Genomic DNA, 23,239 nt, shown 5'->3' with positions numbered 1-23,239 from the left:
AGAATTGCTATACGTGACGGCAGCAATCTCGCTTTCGTCACGGATATTCCAAAGCAGCGCGGAGCGCACCGACGCTGAGTGGGCGAAGATACGTGCCGCGCTCGGCATTCTTCGACTGAGGTTGCCTAGCACCTATGTGCGCCTGCTGACGTCGAGCGAAGAGCTGCTCGCCGGACATAGGAACGACGGATGACAGGGCGCGTTTGCATCCGCTGGCCGCTGCATGGGCCAGCAAAGGGCGGCCCCGACCCACATTTTCTCCAGCCCTTGTGGGCGGGGCCGTTCCAATCCATTGCGCATAACGCCCATCACCGCAGCCGAGCTTGACGCCCTTGCTGCGCCCCGGTTGGATTGATGCTCTGGCTCGGTGGAGTGGTGTTATGCGTTCTTCCCCGTCAATCGTTCCTGGCTCCGACCGGGAAATCTATCTCGTGTTCGATGATTTCGGCGACCACCTGGGCCGGGCATGGACCGAGACGGACGAGGAACATACCGATCGCGAAACGCTGCTGCGGCACCTGATGGAGGGCCAATACAGCAACCCGGTGCGCATCGTCAGTTTCAACACTGGCGAAGGCTTGTCGCGGGACGCCTCCGAGGACATCGCCGAGGAACTGCAGCAGCGGTTCGCCACGCGCGGCGAGGTTCCGGCATCCCTGGAGGCGTTCCTCGAAACCCACGGGCGCGGGATCGACATCCAGCTATCCCTGCTTTGAGCGGAAATGACCCCTTTCGGCCTCGTCATCGTCGCGGTCATCGTCACGCTGTTTGTCGTCACGCTGGCGACGCCCGCCGGACGGGTCGCCTTTATCGGACGCGCCCGCGGGACGGTCCTCATGCTGGTCTGGCTCGCCCTGCTCTTGCTGCTCGGTGCCATGTGGGCGCGGATCGGCTGGTGATTAGGTCCTACCTCCTATTCTGGTGGACTTGCGCACCTGCCTTGATGGTCCGCACTGTAACTGGAACGACGAGACGGCGAGTGCATTGGCGTCCATGGATGATAGGAAGTGGATCGCCATCATGGTCTCGTCGATGCTGCTGCTGGTTGGCGCGGCTGCAGTGCTGGTGTCACGGCCCGAACTCCTCGGCGCGGTGAGGTGAAGAGCCGGTTCGCGCGCGGCATAGTCGTCATGATGGGCTGGCTCGTGCTGCTCGGTGCCCTGTGAGCGCGAGCTCGGCTTGGGATCCGGCCTACTTCCTATTCTGCTAACTGGTCTGGCCCGCCCGATGCAAGAATGCCAGCCCGTTCCGAAAGAGAAACAAGTTCCGGCAACGACCGAACCTGCATTTTTGTCATTACATTAGAACGATGGGCCTTGATCGTGCGCTCGGTCGTGCCCAGAGCGCTGGCGATCTGCTTGTTGATTTTGCCGCGAATGACCAGTTCAAAGACTTGCCGCTCGCGTGGGCTCAAGGTCGCAAGATGAGAAAGAAAGGCTTCGCGCATGCTCTTCAGGGGGCGCGCCGCGTCGTGTTGCGCCAAGGCTCGTTCGACCGCTTGAAGAAGCTGGTCCGAAGATATCGGCTTGATCAGAAAATCTTGCGCACCTGCCTTGATGGTCCGCACCGTAACTGGAAAATCAGGGTAACCAGTCAGGAATATAATGGGCAGCGTTAAGCCAAGTTCGATTAGGCGCTCTTGCAGCTCTGGACCGCTCATTCCCGGCAACCGCACGTCAAGAAGGATGCAACTCGGCACCGCGTTGCTCGGCAAGTGATCCAGTAGGTGTTGAGCCGAAGGATAGGTCGAAACCTCGTAACCGAATTCCTTTAGGCGATCTCCTATCGTTTTGCAGAAGGTCGCATTGTCATCGACAATATGCACGAACCTCGGACCGAGCTTCACCTCCACTACTTCCGACCTCCGGCTTTAGGGAAAAAGTTGCACGCGCCACCATAAGTGTTGGTTCAATACAACGTTAGCGGGAACTCGCCAAGAGCTTGAAATCACGCCTCATTAATAAGAGAGACCCCAGCCCAAATGGGGCGATGAGCTGGGACCCTTGAGTTTGCCCTCACGAGCTTGGGCATTGGGCAAACTTGGCAAAAGTCGCGATGGTTCCTGGCCCGCGTCAGAACAGCGCAAGCTGGATATCACGCGGTACCCTGGGGGAGGTCTGGAGCCTCCACCATGGCGGGCGTGGACTAACCTGCTCTTCGATTGCGATTTCCTGCCCTCGTAGATAGATCGCGGCTCATGGCACCGCGTATCGAGTTCGCCATCCCGGTCAAAGGCATCAAGGTTCCGACCGGCCCCGATTGGCTCCACGAGATCAAGCATGACGGCTGCCGCATTCGACTGGTGCGGGAGAGCAAGCGCGTGCGCCTCATCACCAAGGGCGGCCACGACTGGGCCGACCGCTTCCAGTGGTCATGGTCCGCCCCGACATTCCGCGTCTGGCGGAGGCCCACATAACCGCGAAGGGTCGCCGCCTCATCCGCGTTCGGCATCCGCGTCCGCAACAGGATGCCCTCGTCGTCGCCGTCCTGATGGGCGCGCAGGCGGTGCGGGTTGATCCATCTTGTTCACTCCGGTTTGGATGGGGCGGGCGACGTAGCCCCCGACCTATGGCCACGCCGCCCGACACGACGGTCTCGACACCGGATGGGTGCGCCATCGCGTTGGATCGGGCGAAGCAGGCCAAGGAGCAACCGCTCCGCCCGGAGCCAGACACCTGCGCCAGCGGGTGCCTCGCCATGCGCGCCATCGGGCATGCTGCGTGCCCGAAAGCGCGGTTCGTGATAGGTGTGGCGACGGGGATCGACTGCTTGACCGATCCATCCCCGCCGCCGCGCATTCGTCCCCAAGCCGTTGGCACGAGCCGAGAGGAAGAACGCGCATCTCGCTCATCGCCCGCCGATCAGGTTGTAGCCAGCAACACTCGGCGACGATGGTCCGCTGGGCGCGCGCGGTACGGTTCGAAGCGCCACGCCAAGCGCCGCTTGAGGTGAAGTCGTGCAGCGGAAATCGATCACTTCGCCCTTGTCATCGGCGTGCCAAATCAGCGCGCACTCGGCTCTCTCAGCAGCCAGCATGTCAGCGCCGATCTGCGCCTCCGCTTCTTCGCGCTGCTGCTGGCTCAGCGCCGACTTTTCATCAGCAATCTCATCGAACCCGGCGTTGATCTTCGCCAGTAGCTGATCGCGGAACAGCCACGCGAGTAGACCAAGCACGTCGGGGACTTCCGCGTAAGCCACGGCTCCCGGCCGCGCGTTGTAGACTAGCGACTGCAACCTCGTCGTCGCGAAGACGATGTCCATCCCATGTTCGATAGCGGCGTCAAGATTGGGTTGGCCTTGGTCGGCGAGCCGGTCGATAAGTCCTTTCGCTGCGGCCTTCGTCACCGATGATGGCCAAGGGCTGGAGTGCACTCGGTGCAAATCTGCAGCGCCTTCTCGCAACTTCAACCGGCAACGCTCGACCGCCGCCTCGATGCGACCACCGTCAGCCTTCGTCAGCAGTTCGCTGAGCGGCTGATCCTCGACCACGTCGAGCGTGCAGTCGCCGGGAACGCCTCGCAAAACCCAATCATTGACGGATTGACGCAGTTGACCGGCAGCAGTCGATCTGACCATGCGGACTTCCTTCAACTCGGTCCGCCGCGCGAGTTCTTTTTCGGCGCGCTCTAGCTTGCGCGTTTCAGAAAGCACCTGAGGCGCTGACGGGTCTTGCTCGAACCCTCCTTCGCTTCGGTGCCGGGTGAGATCGGAGATGCGATTTTTGTAGCCGATTACTTCGAGCCGCACTTCCTGCACCTCCTCGAACGTCGGCACCGCCGCGAAAAGATCGGCCGCTCGCTGTTCTATCGCTATCGCTTTCGTGGCGGCTGCATCGGGCAGCAGCGCCACCGCATCGTCCGGCGTTCGGTCGCCGCGAAAGATGATCGGCCCAAAGTCGCTCGGTGTTGCTGGTTGAAAGCCGTCTGTTATTTGTTCGCTGGTCGCTTCCATTCGCGGAAGCATGCCGAGAACGTGTTCACGCCAGCTCTGGTTGGGGTCGCGGTTGGCCATGGCTCTCCTCCATCGTCGCGATGACTGATCGAGCAAGCATGACCCCTTCGTTGGGCAACGAATAACGGAAGATCACTGACGCGCGCGTGCGACCGCAGCCCTCACGATCCGGTCGCACGGCAGGCGATCATGCAGCTTGAGGATCGCCCAAAAGAGCAGCCGGTAGGTGCCAGCATATTGCGGCGGACACGCCTCAATGGCGCGATCTCTTTGCCATCGACCGGCGGCGTATATTGTCAACGCGTCGAGCAGCAGCCGCGCGGTCTCACGATTAGACGAACTGGGAAAGTATGCCGCCGCCATGACCAGCAGAATATCGCGCGCCCGGATCAGCCGCAGTGTGTGATTATAGCGCTTGCCTCGATAATCGGCAGGCGCGGCATCGAAAGCTGATGGTCGAACCGGCTTCATCGCCGCGTGTCTCGAAGAGGCTCGAACCTTCCGTTGGGCACCACCGGCTGCAGCACCTCCGTCGCCTTTCGTTCTATCGCCTCCAGTGACAGATCACGAATAACCCAGCACTCGCGACAGACCCCGAAGACGCTGGCGGTAGTCGGTTGAATGATTGCTGGCTTGGTGAGCAGCAATGCTCCGACATACTTCCTGCCTGACATCTGAACGCCGCAGGTGACGCATTCTCTATGTGGGGGCGTCGAGAGACCATCACACCAGTAGCGCGCAGCGCGTTGCAACAGTGGATGAGCATCGAGCGGATCATTGATATCGACCAGATAGGTCAACAGCGCACCGGACGCCTCGCGCCGGTAACGGCGACGTTCGTGACGGGCGCTCATGTCACCACCTCCCAGTCGCGTTGCTCATGCGATCATGTCTGATCGTGGTGGCCTGGTCCAGCGATGGCTAGTCCGCCTTCTGTGCTGGCATCATCGGCCCGCTCTCCGTGAGACGGGCCGGTGGTGTCTCTCGGTTCTCGTTCGGTCCTCATTGCCTGCCGGTCCTGCGCGCCTGACCGTGCTCACAGCTCCGTTTGCGATAGCGTCGCGTTCCTCGAAAGAGAACCCGGCAGCTAACGGGCTGTCACGCAAGGCGATGATGCGAGCGATGCGTTCAGTCCGATCAATCTTGCCGCGAAACTCGGCAAGAAAGATTGCTTCATAGGCTTGCTTCAGTTCTTCACATTTAACCATGCGGATACTCCATCGTGCTGATGATCGGCGCGGCTTTGGTGCCGCTGGTTGCATTGGCTCACATCACATCGGGCTTGAGGTTACGATGGCTTGCCTCCTTCCTCGCGGAAGGTCTCAAGGTCCTCGTCGGCCTGCGTCAATGCCATGTTCGTTGGGTTGTGGATGCGCTCTTGGATATGTTCGCTGCACAGCCAGTTGTCGTTTTCGACCTTGATCAGTCCGACCTTGGTGCAGCCGGGGGCGAAACAGGGTTGCGGCTCCTTCTTCGTGCTGTTGTTCGTCATGGTGTCCTCGCTTGGTTGGTTGACGGTCGCTCATGGCGATGCTCGCTTTCAAGGCCTCAAGCCTTTCGGCCTCTGGCCCCTGCGCCAACGCCGCGACCGCAGCCGCTCCGTTCCCGGCATCGCGTTGAACGGATCGTTGCGAGGGAAATCTTCCGCCGCCAGCATCCGTCCGATCCGCCGTTCAAGGCACCCGATGCAAAGGCAGCCGCTCATCTCCTCCATGCCCGCAGCTTTCCAAATCTTCGGCTTGACAGTGTAGACCTCCGACGAGGCATCGACGGTTTGCTTGACGCCCTGATCATTCCAGTCGAGCGCCATCGCCTGCTCCATCTGCTCCCGGTTGAAGAACCCCGGCGCGGTGTTCACCCCGCAGTCGATGCACGCCCAGCTCTCGGGCAGCTTGCCGCGCAGGTCCGGCTTGTGGACAGTATGCTCGAACCGATCATCGGCCCCAATGTCGGCGCGCCTTGCGGCGGCAACGGTTCGTCTAATCATGCTGCTGGTCATGCTCTCGCTCCTCTCGCTGTTGTCACTGCCTTTGGCGGCGCGCAGCCGCCTCAGCCTCAATGTCCATCTGGACGTACTGGCGCGGATCGCTCTCCTCCTCGGCGACGGCCAGCGTGTCGAGCGCGGCGTCAACGTAGCCGTCGTGGGCCGCGAGCAACTCGGTGATCACCGCGTCGGCGTCGTCACCAAGGACTTCACGGCCACGCTGGTAGACTTCGGCGAAGGCGGGGTCCGCGTCCGTGCTCACGGGACGCTCCATTTCTTTAGAAGTGGCTCGGCAAGGTGGTGGTTGCTCTTGCTCTGCCAGCGGTTGTTGGAGCGCCGCGCTAGCGGTGCGCGCTACAGGTCTATCCGTCGCGGGAACTGGCGCGTCATTGGGGGTGGTTTTTGCGCTCTCTCTATCCGCATCCGCGGTGCGCTCGCCGTGAGCGGCGAGCCCGCTATTCATGACACCTATTCCTTGACACTTATTTGGGTGCACGGGTGGACACCCGTCAGCTACCGATCTGGACACCCGTCCGCTAACTGGACGGACACCCGTAGGCGCATCGGATGCCGGTTTGACGGGTGTTCGTTTGGACACCCGTGACTTCGATCCCACGGGTGTTCGCTTGGACACCCGTCGATAGGGTATGATCAAGGTGAAATCGTTGGTGGCGTCATGGCGTCCGCCAGGAACTCGCGTGTCGGCAATCATCCCGATCTTCCGATATTCGGCGACCGCCTTTTGCGCTGTCCGTTCCGTGGTGCCGCACTCCTTCGCGAGCGTCGCGTAGGACGGGTTCAGTTGCCCGGTTTCCCCGTTGCGGAAATGAGCCAGCCTCATGCCGACGACGCGCAATATCGGCGACAATTCCTGCACTGCTGCGAGGCGCACCCATTCGTCGCGGAGTTTGAACGTTGTCACCTCGCGCGGAGGTCCACGCTCATCTTCGCGGGCGGCGACGTGGCTGGCGTTGTCGGCGGGCATTGTAGAAATCCCGGCTTCTGATACAACGCTCGCGTTCCAAGGCGAGACGATGCATCCCAAAATGAAGCCAGCCGTGGTAACGCGGCTGGCGCTTTCGTTAGGTGTTGGCCATCTCGCTGGCCTTGGTCTTCGCTCTCGTGGCTGCGGCCTTGCGCGCTCCGGCCTTGCGCCGTTCAGCTCTGCGCTGCTTATCGTCAGCCACGCTCGCTTTACGAAGCTCGGTGACGAAGCTGCGGTGTCGCCGCTCCAACGCGTCGCGGAAGTCGAAGTACAGATCTTGCGCAAGCGGGACCGCCGCCAAATCCTCGATGGGCATGGTGGCGATGGCGTCGGCGAGTTGCTTGATCGCGGCGCGATAGGCGGGAGTGCGACGGAAGGTCATGACGCATCCGCCTCGGCGGCGCTCGCTGCCTCGCGCTCACGACGCCATACTTCAGCGGCCTCGACGGTAACAAGCACGCGCCGCAGGACGCGCGTCTCTTTCGGGCCGAAACCCAGTTGGCGCATCTTTCGATACAAACCCATGGAGAGGTTGTGCGCGGCGCAGAACTCATCGAGCGAATATGCCCCGCGCGGGATCGAGGCGGCGACGGCGGCTGCGGCATTCTCGGCTTTCGATCGGTAGACCATGATGCTTCTCCTCGACAAATGATGGAGAGAAGCATGCAGACACGCCGTAGAAAATTCCAGTGAGGCAGGCGAGTTAGGGAGGCCAAAAACCTCGACAAACAAAACGAAAATTCGGGGCTCGTTTGTCGCGCGAAACCCGGCGGCTACGGGGTTGACAAGCGACGTTCGAGCCACCGCACGACCGACATGAAGGAACGAACTGCTTTGCCCATCACCGGCTTGCTCGCGACCCACAGAAATTCCGCCGCGGCACGCCCGCGCGGTTTGCCGCCGAGATCGCACCAGATCGCCAGCAATTCGCTCCAGCACTGATCGCGGGCAGTCTTGCGTGCGTTGTCGCCGCGCTGTCCAGCCCCCTCGATCTGCCGGTCGAGGTTGCGCACCAGCTTGGTGAAGTAGTCGCGGGTTGCGGTCTCCATGTCGCCATCGACGCCCTGTCGCAGCAACAGGCGCGCGGTGTCGCCATATTTGACCTGTACGGCGAGCGCAGCAATGATGCTGTTCCGCAGGTTCTCGGCATCGTTGCGAAGGGCGATCAGTTCCGCGCGGCGCGGGCGCTGGCGGGCGTTGGCACTCTGGAAAAGATACATGCTGGCCGCGGTCTCGATGTGGTTCCGCAGCCCTCTGGTGATGCCGACCGTCCGCTCAATCTCAATACGCTCGATCTGGTCGGCATCGAGGCCAAGCCTATCCACGGCGACCTTGATCCGATCCCACTGCTGATCGGTGTAGGCGAAGAACTCGAATTCGATCGTCCCCGCCGCCCGCGCGGGTGTATGATCGCCGTTAGCCTTGCCCATGTGTTCATCCCACTGGGTTGGTCAGACCGGGCCGGGGTGCTTCCAACACCTGGGCCCGGTCGCCTTTATCGCGCCAGTTTCACCACGTTGTCCAGTTGCGGCGCGGCCTCGTCGGCGAGCAGTCCCTTGCGCGCGTCGTCCGCTGCGACGTTCAAGTAACGAGCGTAAGTTTTTTCAATTTCAACCACAGACGTGTCGTGGGTGAAGGCGATGATGCGCAGATGCGTGCCCTTGCGGATTTGCCGGATGATCGAGCTATGCCGCAATGTGTACGGCGTCAGCGACAGATCGAGATCGAGCCGCTCCAGCACGACACGGAAGCGCGCCGACAGGTTCCAGATGCGGTCGAACAGCAGGCGGTTCTGCCCGCGTGCGATGGCCCGCGCGCGCAGCGTCCGTGCGAGCTTCGGCGTGACCGGCAACGCGCGCTGTTCGGGATCGCGGTCCCGGCCCTTTGCGCTGCACCACATCATCAGGCGCGGCGCTTCGGTGTCGTCGTCCTGCAAGTCATCGGGCCACAGCTTCAGCGCTTGGCTCTCGCGAACGCCGGTCCCGGCCAGCGTGTCGATCAGCGCGCCGAAATCGGCGTCCTCAACGTAGCATTCGCGGACGATCGCGAGGATGGTTCCGTCCGGCAGATAGTAATTGTCGCGCGGTGGGGCGTTGCTGCCCTTCGCCTTCAGCGGTTTCAGGCCGTTCTTCCATGCGATGCCGTTGGTGATGCGCTTGTCGCGCTTGGCGGCCAGCGCCAGCGCCGCCTTGAACGATTTCCCGATCCTGTTGGCGGATGACAATTTGAGGCCCTTGGCGACCAGCCCGTTGCGCCAGTCCCGCAATTCGGTCTCGCCCAACAGCATCACCACCTTCGCCGCCATCGATGACGACAGATGCTTGCGAACGCTGATGGCATTGTGCTTGTTGCCGCCGCGCGCCGCGAGATCGGTCTCATAGGCGTCGAGCGCTTCGGCGACGGTGACCGGCTTGTCGCTGTCGCCTTCACTGCCGCGAACCATCTTCAGCGCGTGCGCCTGCGCCTGATAGAACGTCATGACGCTTTTGTTGTTGGCATTCTCGAAGTCGTCGGCGATGGCGAACCGCTTCAGCCATCCGGCTTGAACGCTCCACGTGCCGGGTCCTTCGTTGCGCCGATAGCAAAGGAAGATGCCGGGAGCGATCAGCGCCTTGTAGGGCTTCTTCCTGATCGCGAGCTTGAGCCTGTTGGTTCTGTTCTTCAGTTTGTCGGAATAGATGCTGCGTGCCATGATCCCCTCGGGTGTCCCTCAAAATGTCCCCAACGTGTGGGTATTTCTCAATGAGGTCAGAAAACACTCAATGAGGTATATTCCAAGGGTTTCAATGAGTTACGAACAGACCATGAGATATCATGAGCCCCTGTGAGGGTCAAAATCTCCCCTTGTGGGAGAAGGTGGCATAGGCGGCCCACGGCCGCCGTTCTTAAGAACGCCGAAGCAAAGCTTCGGCTATGGCGCCGGATGAGGGGTATCTCACCGCGCGTTCAAATGAGAGTTAGACTCGCGGAGAGAGACCCCTTGTAAGTCGAAGCGCCGCAGGTCTGCTATTGTAGACGTTGCGGTGACGGACGGGAGCCCGCAAACCCCCAGGTCGTTGCAGGCCGTGGGAGAGAGAGGTGCCCCGTCCGTTAGTCCATTGAACCCGAACAGTCGCCTGGGCCGCAAAGTGCGAAGCCCGATTAGGCAAGGAAGGGTGACCATGGATATCATCGCGGTTGGTATCGACGTATCGAAGGACCGTCTTGACGTTGCAGTTCATCCCGGTGGTGAGGCGTTCGTCGTAGAACGCAACGATGCGGGGTTGGAGCAGCTGACCGCTCGGCTGAAACAGCTTGCACCCACTATTGTGGCGCTCGAGGCGACGGGCGGCTTCGAGACCATTGCGGCAGCGGCAGTTGGCGGCGCCGGCCTTCCTATCGTCGTTGTCAATCCGGCGCAGGTCCGTGCCTTTGCCAAGGCACTCGGACAACGCGCCAAGACCGATCCGATCGATGCTTCTGTAATCGCTCACTTTGCCGCAGCGACACGGCCCGAACCCCGGCCTTTGCCGGATGAGGCGACACGGTTTTTGTCGGATTTGGTGACGCGCCGGCGTCAAATCGTGGACATGATAGGTGCCGAGCGGCAACGGGAAAAGCGCGCAACCTCGCAGCATTTAAGAAAGAGCATCACACGGCTGATCAAGGCGCTGGAGAAGGAGCTCGTCAGCGTCGATACGGACATCGACGATGCAGTGCGATCTTCGCCGGCCTGGCGCGAAGCAGAGGATTTGCTCGCCTCCGTTCCCGGCGTTGGGCCCATCATTCCCCGGACCTTGATGGCCGAACTGCCAGAGCTCGGCCGCCTGAACCGCAAGCAGATTGCGGCACTGGCCGGCTTGGCGCCCTACACGCGCCAATCCGGCCAATGGCGCGGAAAAAGCTTCATTGGTGGCGGGCGACAAGCGGTGCGAACGGTATTGTTCATGGGAGCAATGACCGCCAGACGTCACAACCCCGTCCTCAAGGCCTTCTTTGAGCGCCTCGTGGCCAAGGGAAAGCCGAAGCTCGTTGCCCTGATCGCCGTCGCCCGCAAGCTGCTTACCATCCTCAACGTCATGATCAGGACGAAAACACCATGGCAACCCGCTTGACAGCGAACACAGTCGCTCACCCGTCTTCGCTTCGCGAAGCCACCCTCTCCCACAAGGGGCGAGGGTGCAGCAGAGCTAGCGGGGAAAGGCGAAAATCTACTCCGGCTTCCCGTAGTTCGGCGCCAGCAATCGATTGCGGATCAGGTAGCTCATCGTGCGCGACCACGATTCGTCCGTGTTGCCGCGCATGTCGGCGCTGGCGGTGGTGATCATGTTGCCGGTCTTCACGTCGCGCAGATAGATGTTGAGATTGATGATCAGGTTCGAGACCTTCTGCACCATGCCGGTGATCTCGAGGTCGGCGCCAAGCTGGCCGGCAAGCTTGAGGTCGCAGCCGCCGCAGGCCTGCAAATTGGCGTGACGGGCGGCATCCCTGATCGGCGCGATGTCGAGCAGCTGGAACCTTCCTGACAGCGCCAGTTCCTTGCGCAGCTGGTCGCTGATGCGCTCGAGCCGCGCCTCTTCCGGCCTGGAGCCGTAGAACTCGCCGGGAAGGCTGGTGTCGATCAGCTCGAAATCGAACACAGCGAGCTTGGGCGGATCGGCCAACGCGACCGAACCCGTCAACAGCAAAGCTGCGAAATAGATCAGCGCTCGCATGATCGTGATTCCCGGCCTCGCGCGCGCGGGGACGAAATGCGGGGTTGCAAGCCGGGCCAAATCGGTCATGCTTTAGCAGAGACAATTCTCCACCGGCGGTCAAGCCAGGGAGAACATCTGGAGGAAACATGATCCGATGGTTGGTCGGCCTGATCGGCCTGGGTCTTGCCGCGACGAGCGCGCTCGCGGCCGACCCGGTGCAGATCGGCGTCGGCTATCTCGGCGTCGCCGGCACCAGATCGACGCTGTCGCTGGTCGAGCAGCCCGCGGAGAATGACGGCGTCGCCGGCGCGCGCCTCGCCATCGAGGACAACAACACCACGGGAAAATTCCTCAACCAGCGTTTCACGCTGGAGGAGCGCCGCATCAAGGAAGGCGAAGATCCGGTTGAGGCTGCGGCTGCGCTTGCCGAGAAGAACGGCTTCATCATCGCCGACCTGCCGGCCGACGCGCTGTTGAAGGTCTCGGATGCCCTGCGTGAGCGCGGCACGCTGCTGTTCAACGCCGGCGCGATCGACGAGCGCCTGCGCGAGGCCGATTGCCGCGCCAACGTCATCCACACCGCACCGACGCGCGCGATGCTGGCCGATGCGCTCGGCCAATATCTGGTGTGGAAGCAGTGGAAGCGCTGGGTGCTCGTGGTCGGCTCGCATGACGAGGACAAGCTGTTTGCAGACGCGTTCCGGCGTACCGCCACACGCTTCGGCGCCAAGATCGTGCAAGAGAAGACCTTCGAGGACAAGGGCGGCGCGCGCCGCACCGATAGCGGTGTCACGCTGATCCAGCGCCAGATGCCGGTGTTCACGCAACAGTTGCCGGCCTATGACGTGCTGGTCGCCGCCGACGAGAGCGAAGTGTTCGGCGCCTACCTGCCCTATCGCACCTGGGATCCGCGCCCCGTCGCGGGCTCGGCCGGCCTCGTGCCGCGCAGCTGGGACGCATCGCAGGACCAGTGGGGCGCGATCCAGATGCAGAACCGCTTCATCAAGCTGAATTCGCGGCGCATGACCGCGCTCGACATGCAGGCCTGGACGGCGGTGCGCATGATCGGCGAGGCCACCTCGCGCACCAATTCCGGCGACGTCAAGAAGGTCACCGACTTCATCAAGGGGCCGGATTTTTCGGTCGCTGCCTTCAAGGGCACGAAACTGACCCTGCGCGACTGGAACCTGCAGCTGCGCCAGCCGATCCTGCTGGTCGACGGCCGGATGGTGGTGTCGGTATCGCCGCAGGAGGGATTTCTGCACCAGGTCTCCGAGCTCGACACGCTCGGCTACGACCGCCCGGAGAGCAAATGCAAGCTGAAATGAGGACGCGAATGTTGCGCATGTGGCGTGTGGGGTTGCTGTCCGGACTGGCGCTTGCGGCCGCGCCCGCGCATGCGTTCATCGCCTATGTCTCGAACGAGAAGAGCAACACGGTCTCGGTGATCGACACCGACAGCTGGACCGTGACCAAGACCATCAAGGTCGGCCAGCGCCCGCGCGGCATCGATTTCACGCGCGACGGCAAGTTCGTGATGGTCGCGGTCGGCGACGACGACACCATCCAGGTGATCGATGCCAAGACGCAAGCGATCGTGGACAGCCTGCCCTCCGGGCCCGACCCGGAATTGTTCGCGCAGGATGCGGCCGGAAAAATCCTCTATGTCGCCAACGAGAACGACAACACGGTGACCGTGATCGATCTGGAGAAGCGCGCGCGGCTCGGCGACATCCAGGTCGGCGTCGAGCCCGAGGGCATGACCATCAGCCCCGACGGCAAGACATTGATCAACACGTCCGAGACGACCAACATGGCGCATTTCATCGACACCTCGTCGCGCCAGATCGTCGCCAACGTGCTGGTCGACGCGCGGCCGCGCTTTGCCGAATTCAAGCACGACAGTTCGGAGCTGTGGGTGTCCTCGGAGATCGGCGGCACCATCTCGATCATCGATCCCAAAAAGCACGAGGTAACCGGCAAGGTTACGTTCGAGATTCCGGGGTTGCGGAAAGAGGCGATCCAGCCGGTCGGCATCGGCATGACCAAAGACGACAAGACCGCCTTCGTCGCGCTCGGCCCGGCCAACCGCGTCGCCGTGGTCGACGTCGCCTCGCGCAAGGTGACGAAATACCTGCTGGTGGGACAGCGGGTCTGGCACATGGCGTTCACGCCGGACGAGAAATACCTGCTCACCACCAACGGCGTGTCGAACGACGTCTCGGTCATCGACGTCGCCGCGCAAAAGGTGATCAAGACCATTCAGGTGGGCGAACTGCCCTGGGGCATTACGATCTCGCCATGACCAGCCCTGCTCCCATCGCCGAGCCGCAGGAGATGCTGAGGCTGGAAGCGGCCGCGGTGCCGGCGCTGTCGATCGACGGCGTCAGCCATTCCTATGGGCCGCGCCGGGCGTTGATGGACGTCTCCTTCAATGTGCAGCCTGCGAGCTTCACTGCGCTGCTCGGGCTCAACGGCGCCGGCAAGAGCACGCTGTTCTCGCTGATCACACGCCTGTTCGGCATCCAGAGCGGCCGCGTCGGCATCTTCGGCCACGACATCAGCAAGAGCCCCGGCGAGGCGCTGCGGCTGCTCGGCGTCGTATTCCAGCCGCGCACGCTCGATCTCGACCTGTCGCTGACGCAGAACCTGCTCTATCACGCCGCCCTGCACGGCATCAACCGGCGCGAGGCGGCCGCGCGCAGCGGCGAGCTGCTCGGCCGCATCGGCCTCTCGGAGCGTGCCGGCAGCAAGGTGCGCGATCTCTCGGGCGGCCAGATGCGGCGGCTGGAGATTGCCCGCGCCCTGCTGCACCGGCCGCGGCTGCTGTTGCTGGACGAGCCGACCGTCGGCCTCGACGTCAAGGCGCGCGCCGACATCATCAGCCATGTCCGCCAGCTCGTCACCGAGCAAGGCATCGGCGTGCTCTGGGCCACGCATCTGTTCGACGAGATCATGCCTGGTGACGACCTCGTGGTGCTGCACCAGGGCAAGGTGCTGGCGCAGGGGCCGATGAGCCGCGTCATCACGGATGCCGGCGCACAGGACGTCAACACCGCCTTCATGCGCCTGACCGGTGCGCAGACGATGCCGGGAGGCGGTGCATGAGCAGCATCACGACGCGGGATACACCGCGCGGTTTCTCGGCCGCGGAATACATGACTTGCCTCACCGGCATCGTCTGGCGCGAGGGCCTGCGCTTCCTGCATCAGCGCGAGCGCTTCGTCTCGGCGCTGGTGCGCCCGCTGGTGTGGCTGTTCATCTTCGCCGCCGGCTTCCGCCAGGTGCTCGGCATCTCGATCATCCCGCCTTACGAGACCTACATCCTCTACGAGGTCTATATCGCGCCCGGGCTGATGGCGATGATCCAGCTCTTCAACGGCATGCAGTCCTCGCTCTCGATGGTCTATGACCGCGAGATGGGCAATATGCGGACGCTGCTGGTGAGCCCGCTGCCGCGCGGGTTCCTCTTGTTCTGCAAGCTGCTGGCGGGCACCGCGGTGTCGCTGCTCCAGGTCTATGCGTTCCTGCTGATCGCCTGGTTCTGGGACATCACCCCTCCCGCGATCGGCTATCTCACCGTGCTGCCGGCGCTGATCCTGTCGGGGCTGATGCTGGGCTCGCTCGGCATGCTGATCTCCTCGGGCATCAAGCAGCTTGAAAGCTTCGCCGGCGTGATGAACTTCGTGATCTTTCCGATGTTCTTCGCCTCCTCCGCGCTCTACCCGCTCTGGCGCGTGCAGGAGGGGAGCCCCTATCTCTACTATCTCTGCCAGGCCAACCCGTTCACCCATGCGGTCGAACTGATCCGTTTTGCATTCTACGGGCAAATCAACTGGATCTCGCTGGCGGTAGTGGCGGCCTGCACAATCGTCTTCATGATCGGCGCGATTCTGGCCTATGATCCCTCGCGCGGGCTGGCGCGACGGGGCCCTGCGGGAGGCGAAGGATGAAGGTTCTGGCCATGGCCGCTTTTGCGCTCGCCGTTGCGAGCACGGCTGCGTGCGCCGCCGATCCGCGCTATCCCAACTGGCCTTGCACGCAGGCCAAGGTGCCGGACATCTCGCTCGCCGCCGTCTGGGCCGGTCCCGCACTCGACGACGCCGAGACCAAATGGAAGGACGACGCAAAGGTCACCGCGCTGGTCTCAAAACTGTCGGCGCGGAAGACGCCGATGGACGAGGCCGAGAAGTCGGTGAAGGAGTTTTTGGCCGGCTCCGCCGCTGACAAGACGGCAAACGCCAAGCTGTTGTTCGCCGGCTTGTTCGACACGCTCAACGCCCAGCGCTCGCAGGTCATGAACGGGCTCGAACGCGTCAGCCGCAAACAGCGCGAGGCGGCCGACAAGATCCGCGAGGAGTCGATCCAGCTCCAGGCGCTCCAGAGCGCGACACCACGCGACGACGCAAAGGTCGATGCGCTCAGCAACCAGTTGATCTGGGAAACCCGCATTTTCGAAGATCGCCACAAGGTGGTGCGGTTCGTCTGCGAGGTTCCGACCGCGATTGACCAGCGCCTGTTCGCTCTCGGACGCGTGATCCAGCAGGAAATGGAATAGCGTCAGCCTCGCTGACGACGACTTTCGGAAGGTTCCCGCGATATCAACGCCATCGTTACCCTTTGCCGCGCTATCAGCCGGAACCAAATCGCTCTAGGATGGCTTGTCGACGTGAACTCCAAGACGTCGGGAGGCCTCGATGGGAACAACAAAATTCATCTTCGCATGCGCTGCAGCCATCAGCACGCTTGCGTCCCCTGCTTTTGCTGACGACATGACCGGGATGGTCACCAGAATCGACCGGCTCAACAGCACGATCTCGATCCAGCAGACACAGAAGGGCACGGTCGGCGGCAGCGCAGGCGGCGCCGGCACGCTTCAGGAGTACAAGGCCAAGGACGCCGCGATGCTGGATGCCGTCCATGCCGGCGACAGGGTGACGTACTCGGCGACCGACAACAATGGTACAGGCACGCTGACGAAGCTGCAGAAGCAGTAGGCTTTGCTTCCGCCTCGCTCTCGGCGAAAGGGAGCTTCCGCGAGGCGTCTAGTCGATGTGCGCGGACGCTCGACCCACACCGTCATTGCGAGGGCAGCGAAGCAATCCAGAATCTTTCCACGGAGGGACTCCGGATTGCTTCGCTACGCTCGCAATGACGAGGAGAGAACTATTGCTCCGGCCGCGGCTCGGGTTGCGCATCGTCCAGCGGAAGGTTTGCGCGCTCCCAGCCATCTGTGCCGTCGGGGTACCAGGCGACGTTGGCATAACCGTAAGCCAAGGCGCGCTTGGCGGCGTTCCAGGACATCCAGCAGTCGGCCAGGCAATAGATCACGAGCAGCGCAGCCTTGTCGCCGCGCGCGGCGCGGGCGAGGCCGCGCTGGAAATAATCGTCCATGGCGGGCGGCAGCACGCCGTAGCCGGTGTCCGGCAGCCAGGTGCTGCCCGGTATGTTTTTTCGCGGCATATCGCGCCAGACGGTGCCTTCGGGAAGGTTCTTCGGCTTCGGCGCGCGCGGCAGCACGTCGATGAAGGCGCCGCTCTTCGCACGCCAGATTGCTTCGGCCTCCGCAGTCGTCAGCACGCGCGCGCCAGTGAGCGTCGCCGGCACCGGCGCGCGGTAATTGTCGGAGCGATATTCCTCGGGCTCGAACGGCTCCTGCTGCTGCGCCAACGCCGGCGCCACCAGAATGGCGGCAACCAGCGCAGCGGCAACGCGCCGCCTCATGGCGTCTTCTTGGCCGTCTCCGCGCCGAGCGGCTTGTCGCTCTCGTCGAGCAGCGGCACGCCAAAGTCGATCAGGATCTTGTTGATCTCGCCCTGGTTCTCCTGGATCAGCTTGTTGAGCTGCCGCTTCCAGTTCTGGTCGGCGGGCCGCACGCCCATGCCGATGCGATAGACCAGCTTCGGCCCGGTGGTTTCCTTCACCAGCGGCGTGACATGAAGCGAGCCAGCCTTCTTCGCATAATACCCGGCCATCGGACCCCACAGCACGCCTGCGTCGATCTTGCCGGCGACGAGGTCGTCGACCATCGCCTGCGCGGAGTTATCGAAGCGCGTGTCGATCATCAGGGGATAGGGTTTTGCATCGCCCATCAGGCCGGCGATCGCCATGTTGGTGGCCGGCGGCGTGCCGGCGACGATGCCGACATGCTTGCCCTTCAGGCGCGCGTCTTCGAGCGTATCGACGTCCTCGAGCCCGCTGCCGGTCTTGGCGACCAGCGCATAGGTCGTGCGGTAATAGGGATTGGTGCCCTGCACGAGGTCATCGCCTTGCGGAAATCCCATGATGACGTCGCAGCGATGCGCGCCCAGCGTCATGCGCACGAAGCCGGTGGCCTGCGGGAAGAAGACGTAGTCGAGCTTCTTCTGGAGCTTGTCCGCGAGCAGCTCGGCGAGCTTGTTCTCGAACCCCTCGCCCTTCTCGTTCGAGAACGGCAGATTGCGCGGGTCTGCACAGACGCGCAGCACTTTTGGATCGACCAGCTCGAACGAGAGGTCGCCGGTCTCGCTGGTCTGCGCAATGGCGACGTCGCCGAATGCGCAGGATGCCACCAGGACCCACAGTGAAAACAACCAGCGACGATGTCGCCCGGCCTCCGTCATCGCGCTTCCTCCTCGGTTTGTTTGAATGCTAGCCATGCAACGCATGACGCGCCATGCTTTGCCAAACTTTGTGTTGGCTTTGGTTTGTTGCAGTGCAGTGCGGCAAGCCATCTGAACTGAGGCGGAAAAGTGTCTCGCATCGCTTCCTTGATCGCAGCCCTGTCCCTGCTGGGGACAGCAACGCTAGCACGCGCCGGGGCAGCCGAATTGCCTGTGAGCGAAGTCGCACCGGGAATCTTCGTGCACTCCGGGACCACCGCCCTCATGACCCGCGAGAACGAAGGCGACATCGCCAATGTCGGCTTTATCGTCGGCGAGGATGCGGTAGCCATGATCGACACCGGCGGCAGCCTCCGTGAGGGCGAGGCGCTGCTGGCGGCGGTGCGGGCTCGCACATCCAAGCCGATCCGCTACGTCATCAACACCCACGGCCATCCCGACCATGTCTTCGGCAATGCGGCCTTTGCCGCAGAAGGAACCAGCTTCGTCGGCCACAGCAAGCTGCCGCAGGCGCTGGCGACGCGCGGGCCGTATTATCTCGACAATTTTAGACGCATCATGGGTAGCGAATTGATCGATCCCGTGAAGATCGTGCCGCCCACCCTGCTCGTCGTTGATACCCTGAAGCTCGATCTCGGGTCGCGCCGCCTCACCTTGCGGGCCTGGTCGGCCGGGCACAGCGACAACGATCTGACCGTGTTCGACGAGACCAGCAAGACGCTGTTCGCGGGCGATCTCGTCTTCCTCCGCCATATTCCGGTGATGGACGGCAGCATCCGCGGCTGGCTCGGCACGCTCGGGGAACTCGATAAAATTCCGGCGCAGCGCGTCGTGCCGGGTCACGGGCCTGTGAGCGACTGGCCTGCCGCGCTCGGCGACGAGCGGCGTTATCTCACGACCCTGCTGGCGGACGTCCGGGCGTCGAACAAGAAGGGCGAGCCGATCCGGACTGCCGCCGACAAGGCGGCCGCATCGGAACGGCCGCATTGGCAATTGTTCGACGACTACAATGCTCGCAACGCAACCGCAGCATTTTCGGAAATTGAATGGGAGTAGTGGACGCGCTACGCTGGACGGGGGATCGGCTGCGCCGCCCCAGAGAAAACTGCTTCGTCCGCACGGAACCACGACCATGACGGGATGCACACGCCGCCTGCCCCTGATCGCCGCATTGCTTGGCATCGCCTTCGCTGTGCCGGCGAGCGCCGAGGAGGCTTACGATCCCTGGCCGGGCCTGGTGCAGGACATCTTCAGCAACCGTCCGATCAACGACGGCAACGACGTCATCGGCATCGAGATGCCCTATCGCGCCGAGGACGCGGCGATCGTGCCGGTGACCCTGCGCAGCAAACTGTCGCCCGCGGATAGCCGCCGCATCCGTTCGATCACGCTGGTGATCGACCGCAACCCCGCGCCGATGGCAGCGAAGTTCGAGCTCGGCGCAGATGCCAACGTCACCGAGATCTCCACGCGCGTGCGCGTCAACAACTATACCGACGTCCACGCGGTTGCCGAGCTCAGCGACGGCCAGCTTTACGTCGCCAAGACCTATGTGAAGGCCTCAGGCGGCTGCTCGGCGCCGGCAGGAAAGAACATCGAGGAAGCCAGGAACCGGCTCGGCCAGATGCGCTACCGGCAATTCGCGCGCGAGGAGGCACCTGCGAGCCGCGTCCGCGAGGCGCAGATCATGATCGGCCATCCCAACAATTCCGGCCTGCAAATGGACCAGGTCACGCAGCTCTACATCCCCGCCTTTTTCGTCAACCAACTGAGGCTGACGCAGGACGACAGTCCCGTGCTGTCGGTGGAGGGCGGCATCTCGATCTCGGAAGATCCCAATCTGCGCTTCACCTACGTCTCCAATGGCGCCAAGCGCTTCCGTGCGGAGGCGAAGGACACGGATGGGCACGTGTTCCGCAATGAATGGGATGTGGAGAAGCCGGGGACGTGAGGCTCTCGATCGTCATGGCCGGGCATAGCCGTCCGAAGGACGGCGTCGCTTTGCTCGCCTATGTCCCGGCCATCCACGGACTTCGCGCCTATCCTAAGAACGTGGATGCCCGGGACAAGCCCGGGCATGACGGCTACGGTTGGCGTGAAGCTAGCCGTCAGAAACACCTCACCTCGGCTTCCGCCTGCGCGCGCCTGAGATCATTCACCGCCGAATTTGCCTGCTCGGATGTACGAAACTGGACGCCGAGATTGCCGCGCACCTGGGACATGCTCAGCGCCGTCTCGGCGGTGACGTAACGGTCATAGGACACGATCGAGGCCACCACGTCGATCGAGCAGGAGCATTGCTCGATCGACTGCCGGCTCTCGCCATTGGCCTTCATGCAGCCATAGACGTACTCGGCACGCGCTGAGGTCGGATAATCATTGGCCTCCTCGGCACGCGCGGCGTAGACGGTCGCAGCCCACACCGCCAATGCGGCGACAATCGGTCGTAGCTGTCCCGCCAGATTCATGAGCGTCCTCCCGCTGGTTGCGACGAAAGCTATGCTATGCGTATTGTCATGAAAAGCACTCCCTTCGAGGAAACGGCTCACAAGGTGATGAGAGCACTTGGTTTGAGAGCGCCTGGACGAACATTGGCGCTCGCGATGACGCTGGCGCTGTCGCTGGCCGCCCCCGGCCGCGCCGCGGATACGATCCGCCTTGCAGTGCAGAAGACCGGAACATTCTCCTGGGAGCTGGCTGCAATCCGCGCCGGCGGGCTCGACAAGGAAGCCGATCTGTCGCTCGACGTCACCGAGCTCGCGAGCCCCGAGGCCGGCAAGATCGCCCTGCGCGCCGGGAGTGCCGACATCATCCTGTCCGACTGGCTGTGGGTGTCGCGCGAGCGCGTGCTCGGCGCCATGCTCACCTTCTATCCCTATTCCAGCGCGCTCGGCGCGGTGATGGTGCCGGCCTCGTCGCCGCTCAAGACGCTCGCCGACCTCAAGGGCCGTAAGCTCGGCGTCGGCGGCGGCGCGATCGACAAGAGCTGGCTGCTGCTGCAGGCGCGGATGAAGCAGGACGGCATCGACCTGAAGTCCGATGCGAGCATCGTCTATGGCGCGCCGCCTTTGATCGCCGCCAAGGCGCTCGATGGCGAGATGGATGCAAGCCTCAACTTCTGGAATTTCTGTGCGCAGCTCGAGGCCAAGGGCTTTCGCCGCCTCGCCGGCATCGAGGACATTTTGCCGAAGCTGGGGGCCAAAGGCGCGGTATCCGCGGTCGGCTATGTCTTCGACGAGAGCTGGGCCGCAAGCCATCGCGATGCGGTGGCGCGTTTCATTGCGATGACCCGCAAGGCCAAGCAGCTGCTGGTCACCTCGGATGCCGCCTGGGACAAAATCGCTCCGCTCACCGGCGCGAGCGATCCGGCCATCCTCAAGACCTACCGCGACCGCTATCGCGACGGCATTCCGCGCCGAAGCATCGTGGACGAGGAGGCGGATGCGCGCGTGCTCTATCGCGTGCTCGCCGAGATCGGCGGACGCGACCTGGTCGGGCCGGCGGCCGAGCTCGATCCCGGCACCTTCTATCACGCGGTCCCCGGAGACTGAGGTGCTGCGTCTTCTCTCGTTTTCCCTGTTCCTCGCGACCTGGTGGATTGCAGCGCTGTTCGTCGGCGGCGCAAAGCTGCCCTCCCCGCCTGCCGTGCTCAACGTCACCATCGCCGAAGCATCTAGCGGCGCCCTGTTCCTGCATCTCGGCGCAACGCTGGCGCGCGTCGCGCTCGCCTTCGTGCTAGCGATGTCGCTCGGCAGCGCCATCGGCTACTTGATGGGACGGGTGAAGCTTGCCGACCGGCTCGGCGATCCCTGGCTGATCCTGCTGCTGAACCTGCCGGCGCTGGTCGTGATCGTGCTGGCCTACATCTGGGCCGGCCTGACCGAAGCGGCCGCGATCGCGGCGATCGCTATCAACAAGCTGCCGACCGCCATCGTCACCTTGCGCGAGGGCACGCGCGCGCTCGACCGTTCGCTCGACGAGATGGCCACCGTGTTCGCGATGCCGCGCTGGCGTGCGTTCCGCCACGTCGTGCTACCGCAGCTTGCGCCCTATATCGCAGCCTCGGCCCGGTCCGGATTGTCGCTGGTATGGAAGATCGTGCTGGTGGCCGAGCTGCTGGGACGGCCGAACGGTGTCGGCTTCGAGATCGGCGTCGCCTTCCAGCTGTTCGACACGCCGCGACTGCTGGCCTATTCGCTCACCTTCGCGGCCGTCGTACTCGTCATCGAAACCTTGCTGGTGCAGCCGTTCGAAGCCCGCGCAACACGGTGGCGGCCCCGTGCGGCTTGAAGTCGATATCTCCGGAAAGACATTCAGGAGTGCCGCGGGCGAAACGCACGAGGTGCTGGCCCCGGTCAGCTTCGCGCTTCAATCCGGTGAGGTCGGCGTTTTGATCGGCCCCTCCGGCTGCGGCAAGAGCACGATGCTGCGCATCATCCTCGGGCTCGACCGCGATTTCCACGGGACCATCGCGCGTCCACCGGAAGCGCGGATCGGGATGGTGTTCCAGGAGCCGCGGCTGTTGCCGTGGCGCTCGGTCGAGCAGAATGTGCGGCTTGCGGCTCCTGATATCTCCGAGGCGAAGCTGTCGGAGCTGTTCAGGATCCTGGAGCTGGAAGCGCATCGCAGCCACTTTCCCGGCGAATTGTCCCTGGGTCTTGCCCGGCGCGTCGCGCTGGCCCGCGCCTTCGCGGTCGAGCCCGATCTGCTCGTGCTCGACGAGCCCCTCGCCTCGCTCGACGACGCGCTCGCTGGCCGCCTGCGCGACGAGATCGCGACGCTGGTCGCAAGCCGCCCCATGATGACGCTGCTCGTCACCCACAGCCTCGACGATGCGATCCGCCTCGGCGACCGCTTGTTCTTCCTGTCGCCGCAGCCGGCGCGAATTCTGGCAGAAGTGCCCATCAGCATCCCGCGTGGCGCACGCGGCGACGCAGAGATCGCCGCGATCAGGGCGGACCTCGTGGCGAGAATCCAAGGCGAACATGGCGGCGAACACGCCGGGCGTGATGCCTCATAGGCAGCCACGCAAAGCGCGTGC

General features: G+C 63.3%; 30 protein-coding genes. 15 read left to right on the top strand and 15 right to left on the bottom strand.

What is annotated here, in order from left to right; translation table 11 throughout:
- Nucleotides 1-380 precede the first annotated feature (380 nt).
- Both AC0L3X_RS15840 and AC0L3X_RS15835 read left to right on the top strand, forming a co-directional pair.
- Nucleotides 381-716, top strand: coding sequence for a hypothetical protein (locus AC0L3X_RS15840; RefSeq protein WP_283017810.1), 336 nt, complete (start codon nucleotides 381-383; stop codon nucleotides 714-716).
- A 6-nt stretch (nucleotides 717-722) separates the two neighbouring features.
- The gene (locus AC0L3X_RS15835; protein WP_283017809.1) at nucleotides 723-899 is read left to right on the top strand and encodes a hypothetical protein; all 177 of its coding nucleotides are present in this window, start codon (nucleotides 723-725) and stop codon (nucleotides 897-899) included.
- 299 nt (nucleotides 900-1,198) lie between these two features.
- Here AC0L3X_RS15835 and AC0L3X_RS15830 read toward each other — a convergent pair whose 3' ends face one another.
- On the bottom strand, nucleotides 1,199-1,846 hold the full coding sequence (locus AC0L3X_RS15830; RefSeq protein ID WP_283017808.1) for a response regulator transcription factor: 648 nt from the start codon (nucleotides 1,844-1,846) through the stop codon (nucleotides 1,199-1,201).
- A 351-nt stretch (nucleotides 1,847-2,197) separates the two neighbouring features.
- Between AC0L3X_RS15830 and AC0L3X_RS15825 the strand changes: the two genes are divergently transcribed.
- Nucleotides 2,198-2,416 (top strand): hypothetical protein, encoded by a 219-nt coding sequence (locus AC0L3X_RS15825; protein ID WP_283017807.1) that lies wholly within the window; start codon nucleotides 2,198-2,200, stop codon nucleotides 2,414-2,416.
- 431 nt (nucleotides 2,417-2,847) lie between these two features.
- Here AC0L3X_RS15825 and AC0L3X_RS15820 read toward each other — a convergent pair whose 3' ends face one another.
- The 10 genes from AC0L3X_RS15820 to AC0L3X_RS15775 form a co-directional block, all read right to left on the bottom strand.
- Entirely contained in the window at nucleotides 2,848-4,011 is a 1,164-nt protein-coding gene (locus tag AC0L3X_RS15820) for a hypothetical protein (protein WP_473316499.1), read from the bottom strand.
- A 72-nt stretch (nucleotides 4,012-4,083) separates the two neighbouring features.
- The gene (locus tag AC0L3X_RS15815) at nucleotides 4,084-4,422 is read right to left on the bottom strand and encodes a hypothetical protein (RefSeq protein ID WP_283017805.1); all 339 of its coding nucleotides are present in this window, start codon (nucleotides 4,420-4,422) and stop codon (nucleotides 4,084-4,086) included.
- The gene (locus tag AC0L3X_RS15810; RefSeq protein ID WP_354102330.1) at nucleotides 4,419-4,805 is read right to left on the bottom strand and encodes a hypothetical protein; all 387 of its coding nucleotides are present in this window, start codon (nucleotides 4,803-4,805) and stop codon (nucleotides 4,419-4,421) included. Before AC0L3X_RS15810 ends, AC0L3X_RS15815 begins: the two co-directional genes overlap by 4 nt.
- Nucleotides 4,806-5,239: 434 nt before the next feature.
- Nucleotides 5,240-5,443, bottom strand: a complete 204-nt coding sequence (locus tag AC0L3X_RS15805) for a hypothetical protein (protein WP_283017803.1) — start codon at nucleotides 5,441-5,443, stop codon at nucleotides 5,240-5,242.
- Between the two features lie 48 nt (nucleotides 5,444-5,491).
- Nucleotides 5,492-5,950, bottom strand: a complete 459-nt coding sequence (locus AC0L3X_RS15800) for a hypothetical protein (protein WP_283017802.1) — start codon at nucleotides 5,948-5,950, stop codon at nucleotides 5,492-5,494.
- Between the two features lie 22 nt (nucleotides 5,951-5,972).
- Nucleotides 5,973-6,920: a helix-turn-helix domain-containing protein gene (locus AC0L3X_RS15795; RefSeq protein ID WP_283017801.1), complete on the bottom strand. Its 948-nt coding sequence runs from the start codon at nucleotides 6,918-6,920 to the stop codon at nucleotides 5,973-5,975.
- A gap of 97 nt (nucleotides 6,921-7,017) precedes the next feature.
- Nucleotides 7,018-7,302, bottom strand: a complete 285-nt coding sequence (locus AC0L3X_RS15790; RefSeq protein ID WP_283017800.1) for a hypothetical protein — start codon at nucleotides 7,300-7,302, stop codon at nucleotides 7,018-7,020.
- Nucleotides 7,299-7,550: a hypothetical protein gene (locus AC0L3X_RS15785; RefSeq protein WP_283017799.1), complete on the bottom strand. Its 252-nt coding sequence runs from the start codon at nucleotides 7,548-7,550 to the stop codon at nucleotides 7,299-7,301. The genes AC0L3X_RS15790 and AC0L3X_RS15785 overlap by 4 nt, the downstream gene beginning before the upstream one ends.
- Nucleotides 7,551-7,693: 143 nt before the next feature.
- Nucleotides 7,694-8,350 carry a hypothetical protein gene (locus AC0L3X_RS15780; RefSeq protein ID WP_283017798.1) on the bottom strand — a complete coding sequence of 219 codons (657 nt, stop codon included), beginning with the start codon at nucleotides 8,348-8,350 and terminating at the stop codon, nucleotides 7,694-7,696.
- Between the two features lie 65 nt (nucleotides 8,351-8,415).
- Nucleotides 8,416-9,612 (bottom strand): site-specific integrase, encoded by a 1,197-nt coding sequence (locus AC0L3X_RS15775; protein ID WP_283017797.1) that lies wholly within the window; start codon nucleotides 9,610-9,612, stop codon nucleotides 8,416-8,418.
- 469 nt (nucleotides 9,613-10,081) lie between these two features.
- Between AC0L3X_RS15775 and AC0L3X_RS15770 the strand changes: the two genes are divergently transcribed.
- Nucleotides 10,082-11,014 (top strand): IS110 family RNA-guided transposase, encoded by a 933-nt coding sequence (locus AC0L3X_RS15770; protein WP_231142732.1) that lies wholly within the window; start codon nucleotides 10,082-10,084, stop codon nucleotides 11,012-11,014.
- Between the two features lie 96 nt (nucleotides 11,015-11,110).
- On the opposite strand, the gene AC0L3X_RS15765 is transcribed toward AC0L3X_RS15770, so the two are convergent.
- On the bottom strand, nucleotides 11,111-11,683 hold the full coding sequence (locus AC0L3X_RS15765) for a DUF3280 domain-containing protein (protein WP_187387989.1): 573 nt from the start codon (nucleotides 11,681-11,683) through the stop codon (nucleotides 11,111-11,113).
- 59 nt (nucleotides 11,684-11,742) lie between these two features.
- Between AC0L3X_RS15765 and AC0L3X_RS15760 the strand changes: the two genes are divergently transcribed.
- The 6 genes from AC0L3X_RS15760 to AC0L3X_RS15735 all read left to right on the top strand — a co-directional run bounded on the left by AC0L3X_RS15760 (nucleotide 11,743) and on the right by AC0L3X_RS15735 (nucleotide 16,593).
- Entirely contained in the window at nucleotides 11,743-12,924 is a 1,182-nt protein-coding gene (locus AC0L3X_RS15760; protein WP_063982000.1) for an ABC transporter substrate-binding protein, read from the top strand.
- Nucleotides 12,925-12,932: 8 nt separating this feature from the next.
- Nucleotides 12,933-13,901, top strand: coding sequence for a YVTN family beta-propeller repeat protein (locus AC0L3X_RS15755; RefSeq protein WP_063981999.1), 969 nt, complete (start codon nucleotides 12,933-12,935; stop codon nucleotides 13,899-13,901).
- On the top strand, nucleotides 13,898-14,704 hold the full coding sequence (locus AC0L3X_RS15750) for an ABC transporter ATP-binding protein (protein WP_063981998.1): 807 nt from the start codon (nucleotides 13,898-13,900) through the stop codon (nucleotides 14,702-14,704). Before AC0L3X_RS15755 ends, AC0L3X_RS15750 begins: the two co-directional genes overlap by 4 nt.
- Nucleotides 14,701-15,549 carry an ABC transporter permease gene (locus AC0L3X_RS15745; RefSeq protein WP_063981997.1) on the top strand — a complete coding sequence of 283 codons (849 nt, stop codon included), beginning with the start codon at nucleotides 14,701-14,703 and terminating at the stop codon, nucleotides 15,547-15,549. Before AC0L3X_RS15750 ends, AC0L3X_RS15745 begins: the two co-directional genes overlap by 4 nt.
- On the top strand, nucleotides 15,546-16,154 hold the full coding sequence (locus tag AC0L3X_RS15740) for a hypothetical protein (RefSeq protein WP_063981996.1): 609 nt from the start codon (nucleotides 15,546-15,548) through the stop codon (nucleotides 16,152-16,154). The genes AC0L3X_RS15745 and AC0L3X_RS15740 overlap by 4 nt, the downstream gene beginning before the upstream one ends.
- A gap of 139 nt (nucleotides 16,155-16,293) precedes the next feature.
- The gene (locus AC0L3X_RS15735; RefSeq protein WP_063981995.1) at nucleotides 16,294-16,593 is read left to right on the top strand and encodes a copper-binding protein; all 300 of its coding nucleotides are present in this window, start codon (nucleotides 16,294-16,296) and stop codon (nucleotides 16,591-16,593) included.
- Between the two features lie 169 nt (nucleotides 16,594-16,762).
- On the opposite strand, the gene AC0L3X_RS15730 is transcribed toward AC0L3X_RS15735, so the two are convergent.
- Nucleotides 16,763-17,320, bottom strand: coding sequence for a PQQ-dependent catabolism-associated CXXCW motif protein (locus AC0L3X_RS15730; RefSeq protein WP_063981994.1), 558 nt, complete (start codon nucleotides 17,318-17,320; stop codon nucleotides 16,763-16,765).
- The gene (locus AC0L3X_RS15725; protein ID WP_063981993.1) at nucleotides 17,317-18,198 is read right to left on the bottom strand and encodes a substrate-binding domain-containing protein; all 882 of its coding nucleotides are present in this window, start codon (nucleotides 18,196-18,198) and stop codon (nucleotides 17,317-17,319) included. The genes AC0L3X_RS15730 and AC0L3X_RS15725 overlap by 4 nt, the downstream gene beginning before the upstream one ends.
- Before the next feature lie 129 nt (nucleotides 18,199-18,327).
- On the opposite strand from AC0L3X_RS15725, the gene AC0L3X_RS15720 reads away from it, so the two are divergent.
- Nucleotides 18,328-19,254 carry a quinoprotein relay system zinc metallohydrolase 2 gene (locus tag AC0L3X_RS15720; protein WP_063981992.1) on the top strand — a complete coding sequence of 309 codons (927 nt, stop codon included), beginning with the start codon at nucleotides 18,328-18,330 and terminating at the stop codon, nucleotides 19,252-19,254.
- Between the two features lie 76 nt (nucleotides 19,255-19,330).
- Nucleotides 19,331-20,149: a quinoprotein dehydrogenase-associated SoxYZ-like carrier gene (locus tag AC0L3X_RS15715; protein WP_063981991.1), complete on the top strand. Its 819-nt coding sequence runs from the start codon at nucleotides 19,331-19,333 to the stop codon at nucleotides 20,147-20,149.
- Between the two features lie 157 nt (nucleotides 20,150-20,306).
- Here AC0L3X_RS15715 and AC0L3X_RS15710 read toward each other — a convergent pair whose 3' ends face one another.
- The gene (locus AC0L3X_RS15710; RefSeq protein WP_014493633.1) at nucleotides 20,307-20,666 is read right to left on the bottom strand and encodes a hypothetical protein; all 360 of its coding nucleotides are present in this window, start codon (nucleotides 20,664-20,666) and stop codon (nucleotides 20,307-20,309) included.
- Nucleotides 20,667-20,801: 135 nt separating this feature from the next.
- Here AC0L3X_RS15710 and AC0L3X_RS15705 point away from each other — a divergent pair, with 135 nt between their 5' ends.
- Genes AC0L3X_RS15705 through AC0L3X_RS15695 form a run of 3 tightly spaced genes read left to right on the top strand, consistent with a single transcriptional unit; the run spans nucleotide 20,802 to nucleotide 23,218 of the window.
- The gene (locus tag AC0L3X_RS15705; protein ID WP_063986209.1) at nucleotides 20,802-21,749 is read left to right on the top strand and encodes an ABC transporter substrate-binding protein; all 948 of its coding nucleotides are present in this window, start codon (nucleotides 20,802-20,804) and stop codon (nucleotides 21,747-21,749) included.
- A gap of 1 nt (nucleotide 21,750) precedes the next feature.
- Nucleotides 21,751-22,488 (top strand): ABC transporter permease, encoded by a 738-nt coding sequence (locus AC0L3X_RS15700; RefSeq protein WP_063981990.1) that lies wholly within the window; start codon nucleotides 21,751-21,753, stop codon nucleotides 22,486-22,488.
- Nucleotides 22,478-23,218, top strand: a complete 741-nt coding sequence (locus tag AC0L3X_RS15695; protein ID WP_063981989.1) for an ABC transporter ATP-binding protein — start codon at nucleotides 22,478-22,480, stop codon at nucleotides 23,216-23,218. The genes AC0L3X_RS15700 and AC0L3X_RS15695 overlap by 11 nt, the downstream gene beginning before the upstream one ends.
- The last annotated feature ends 21 nt before the right edge of the window (nucleotides 23,219-23,239 follow it).

This window comes from Bradyrhizobium sp. MI1.7 (genome assembly GCF_055811795.1).
Note: the sequence above shows the minus strand (reverse complement) of the source record. Positions and strands in the feature narration are given on the sequence as shown.

Bases quoted from the DNA above. Each gene is read 5' to 3' on its own strand.
- AC0L3X_RS15745 (WP_063981997.1), top strand. From the start codon at position 14,701: ATGAGCAGCATCACGACGCGGGATACACCGCGCGGTTTCTCGGCCGCG.
- AC0L3X_RS15755 (WP_063981999.1), top strand. From the start codon at position 12,933: ATGTTGCGCATGTGGCGTGTGGGGTTGCTGTCCGGACTGGCGCTTGCG.
- AC0L3X_RS15780 (WP_283017798.1), bottom strand. From the start codon at position 8,350: ATGGGCAAGGCTAACGGCGATCATACACCCGCGCGGGCGGCGGGGACG.
- AC0L3X_RS15705 (WP_063986209.1), top strand. From the start codon at position 20,802: ATGACGCTGGCGCTGTCGCTGGCCGCCCCCGGCCGCGCCGCGGATACG.
- AC0L3X_RS15820 (WP_473316499.1), bottom strand. From the start codon at position 4,011: ATGGCCAACCGCGACCCCAACCAGAGCTGGCGTGAACACGTTCTCGGC.
- AC0L3X_RS15735 (WP_063981995.1), top strand. From the start codon at position 16,294: ATGGGAACAACAAAATTCATCTTCGCATGCGCTGCAGCCATCAGCACG.
- AC0L3X_RS15740 (WP_063981996.1), top strand. From the start codon at position 15,546: ATGAAGGTTCTGGCCATGGCCGCTTTTGCGCTCGCCGTTGCGAGCACG.
- AC0L3X_RS15835 (WP_283017809.1), top strand. From the start codon at position 723: ATGACCCCTTTCGGCCTCGTCATCGTCGCGGTCATCGTCACGCTGTTT.
- AC0L3X_RS15760 (WP_063982000.1), top strand. From the start codon at position 11,743: ATGATCCGATGGTTGGTCGGCCTGATCGGCCTGGGTCTTGCCGCGACG.
- AC0L3X_RS15825 (WP_283017807.1), top strand. From the start codon at position 2,198: ATGGCACCGCGTATCGAGTTCGCCATCCCGGTCAAAGGCATCAAGGTT.
- AC0L3X_RS15800 (WP_283017802.1), bottom strand. From the start codon at position 5,950: ATGACCAGCAGCATGATTAGACGAACCGTTGCCGCCGCAAGGCGCGCC.
- AC0L3X_RS15730 (WP_063981994.1), bottom strand. From the start codon at position 17,320: ATGAGGCGGCGCGTTGCCGCTGCGCTGGTTGCCGCCATTCTGGTGGCG.
- AC0L3X_RS15750 (WP_063981998.1), top strand. From the start codon at position 13,898: ATGACCAGCCCTGCTCCCATCGCCGAGCCGCAGGAGATGCTGAGGCTG.
- AC0L3X_RS15770 (WP_231142732.1), top strand. From the start codon at position 10,082: ATGGATATCATCGCGGTTGGTATCGACGTATCGAAGGACCGTCTTGAC.
- AC0L3X_RS15785 (WP_283017799.1), bottom strand. From the start codon at position 7,550: ATGGTCTACCGATCGAAAGCCGAGAATGCCGCAGCCGCCGTCGCCGCC.
- AC0L3X_RS15775 (WP_283017797.1), bottom strand. From the start codon at position 9,612: ATGGCACGCAGCATCTATTCCGACAAACTGAAGAACAGAACCAACAGG.
- AC0L3X_RS15815 (WP_283017805.1), bottom strand. From the start codon at position 4,422: ATGAAGCCGGTTCGACCATCAGCTTTCGATGCCGCGCCTGCCGATTAT.
- AC0L3X_RS15840 (WP_283017810.1), top strand. From the start codon at position 381: ATGCGTTCTTCCCCGTCAATCGTTCCTGGCTCCGACCGGGAAATCTAT.
- AC0L3X_RS15710 (WP_014493633.1), bottom strand. From the start codon at position 20,666: ATGAATCTGGCGGGACAGCTACGACCGATTGTCGCCGCATTGGCGGTG.
- AC0L3X_RS15805 (WP_283017803.1), bottom strand. From the start codon at position 5,443: ATGACGAACAACAGCACGAAGAAGGAGCCGCAACCCTGTTTCGCCCCC.
- AC0L3X_RS15725 (WP_063981993.1), bottom strand. From the start codon at position 18,198: ATGACGGAGGCCGGGCGACATCGTCGCTGGTTGTTTTCACTGTGGGTC.
- AC0L3X_RS15795 (WP_283017801.1), bottom strand. From the start codon at position 6,920: ATGCCCGCCGACAACGCCAGCCACGTCGCCGCCCGCGAAGATGAGCGT.
- AC0L3X_RS15790 (WP_283017800.1), bottom strand. From the start codon at position 7,302: ATGACCTTCCGTCGCACTCCCGCCTATCGCGCCGCGATCAAGCAACTC.
- AC0L3X_RS15810 (WP_354102330.1), bottom strand. From the start codon at position 4,805: ATGAGCGCCCGTCACGAACGTCGCCGTTACCGGCGCGAGGCGTCCGGT.
- AC0L3X_RS15765 (WP_187387989.1), bottom strand. From the start codon at position 11,683: ATGACCGATTTGGCCCGGCTTGCAACCCCGCATTTCGTCCCCGCGCGC.
- AC0L3X_RS15715 (WP_063981991.1), top strand. From the start codon at position 19,331: ATGACGGGATGCACACGCCGCCTGCCCCTGATCGCCGCATTGCTTGGC.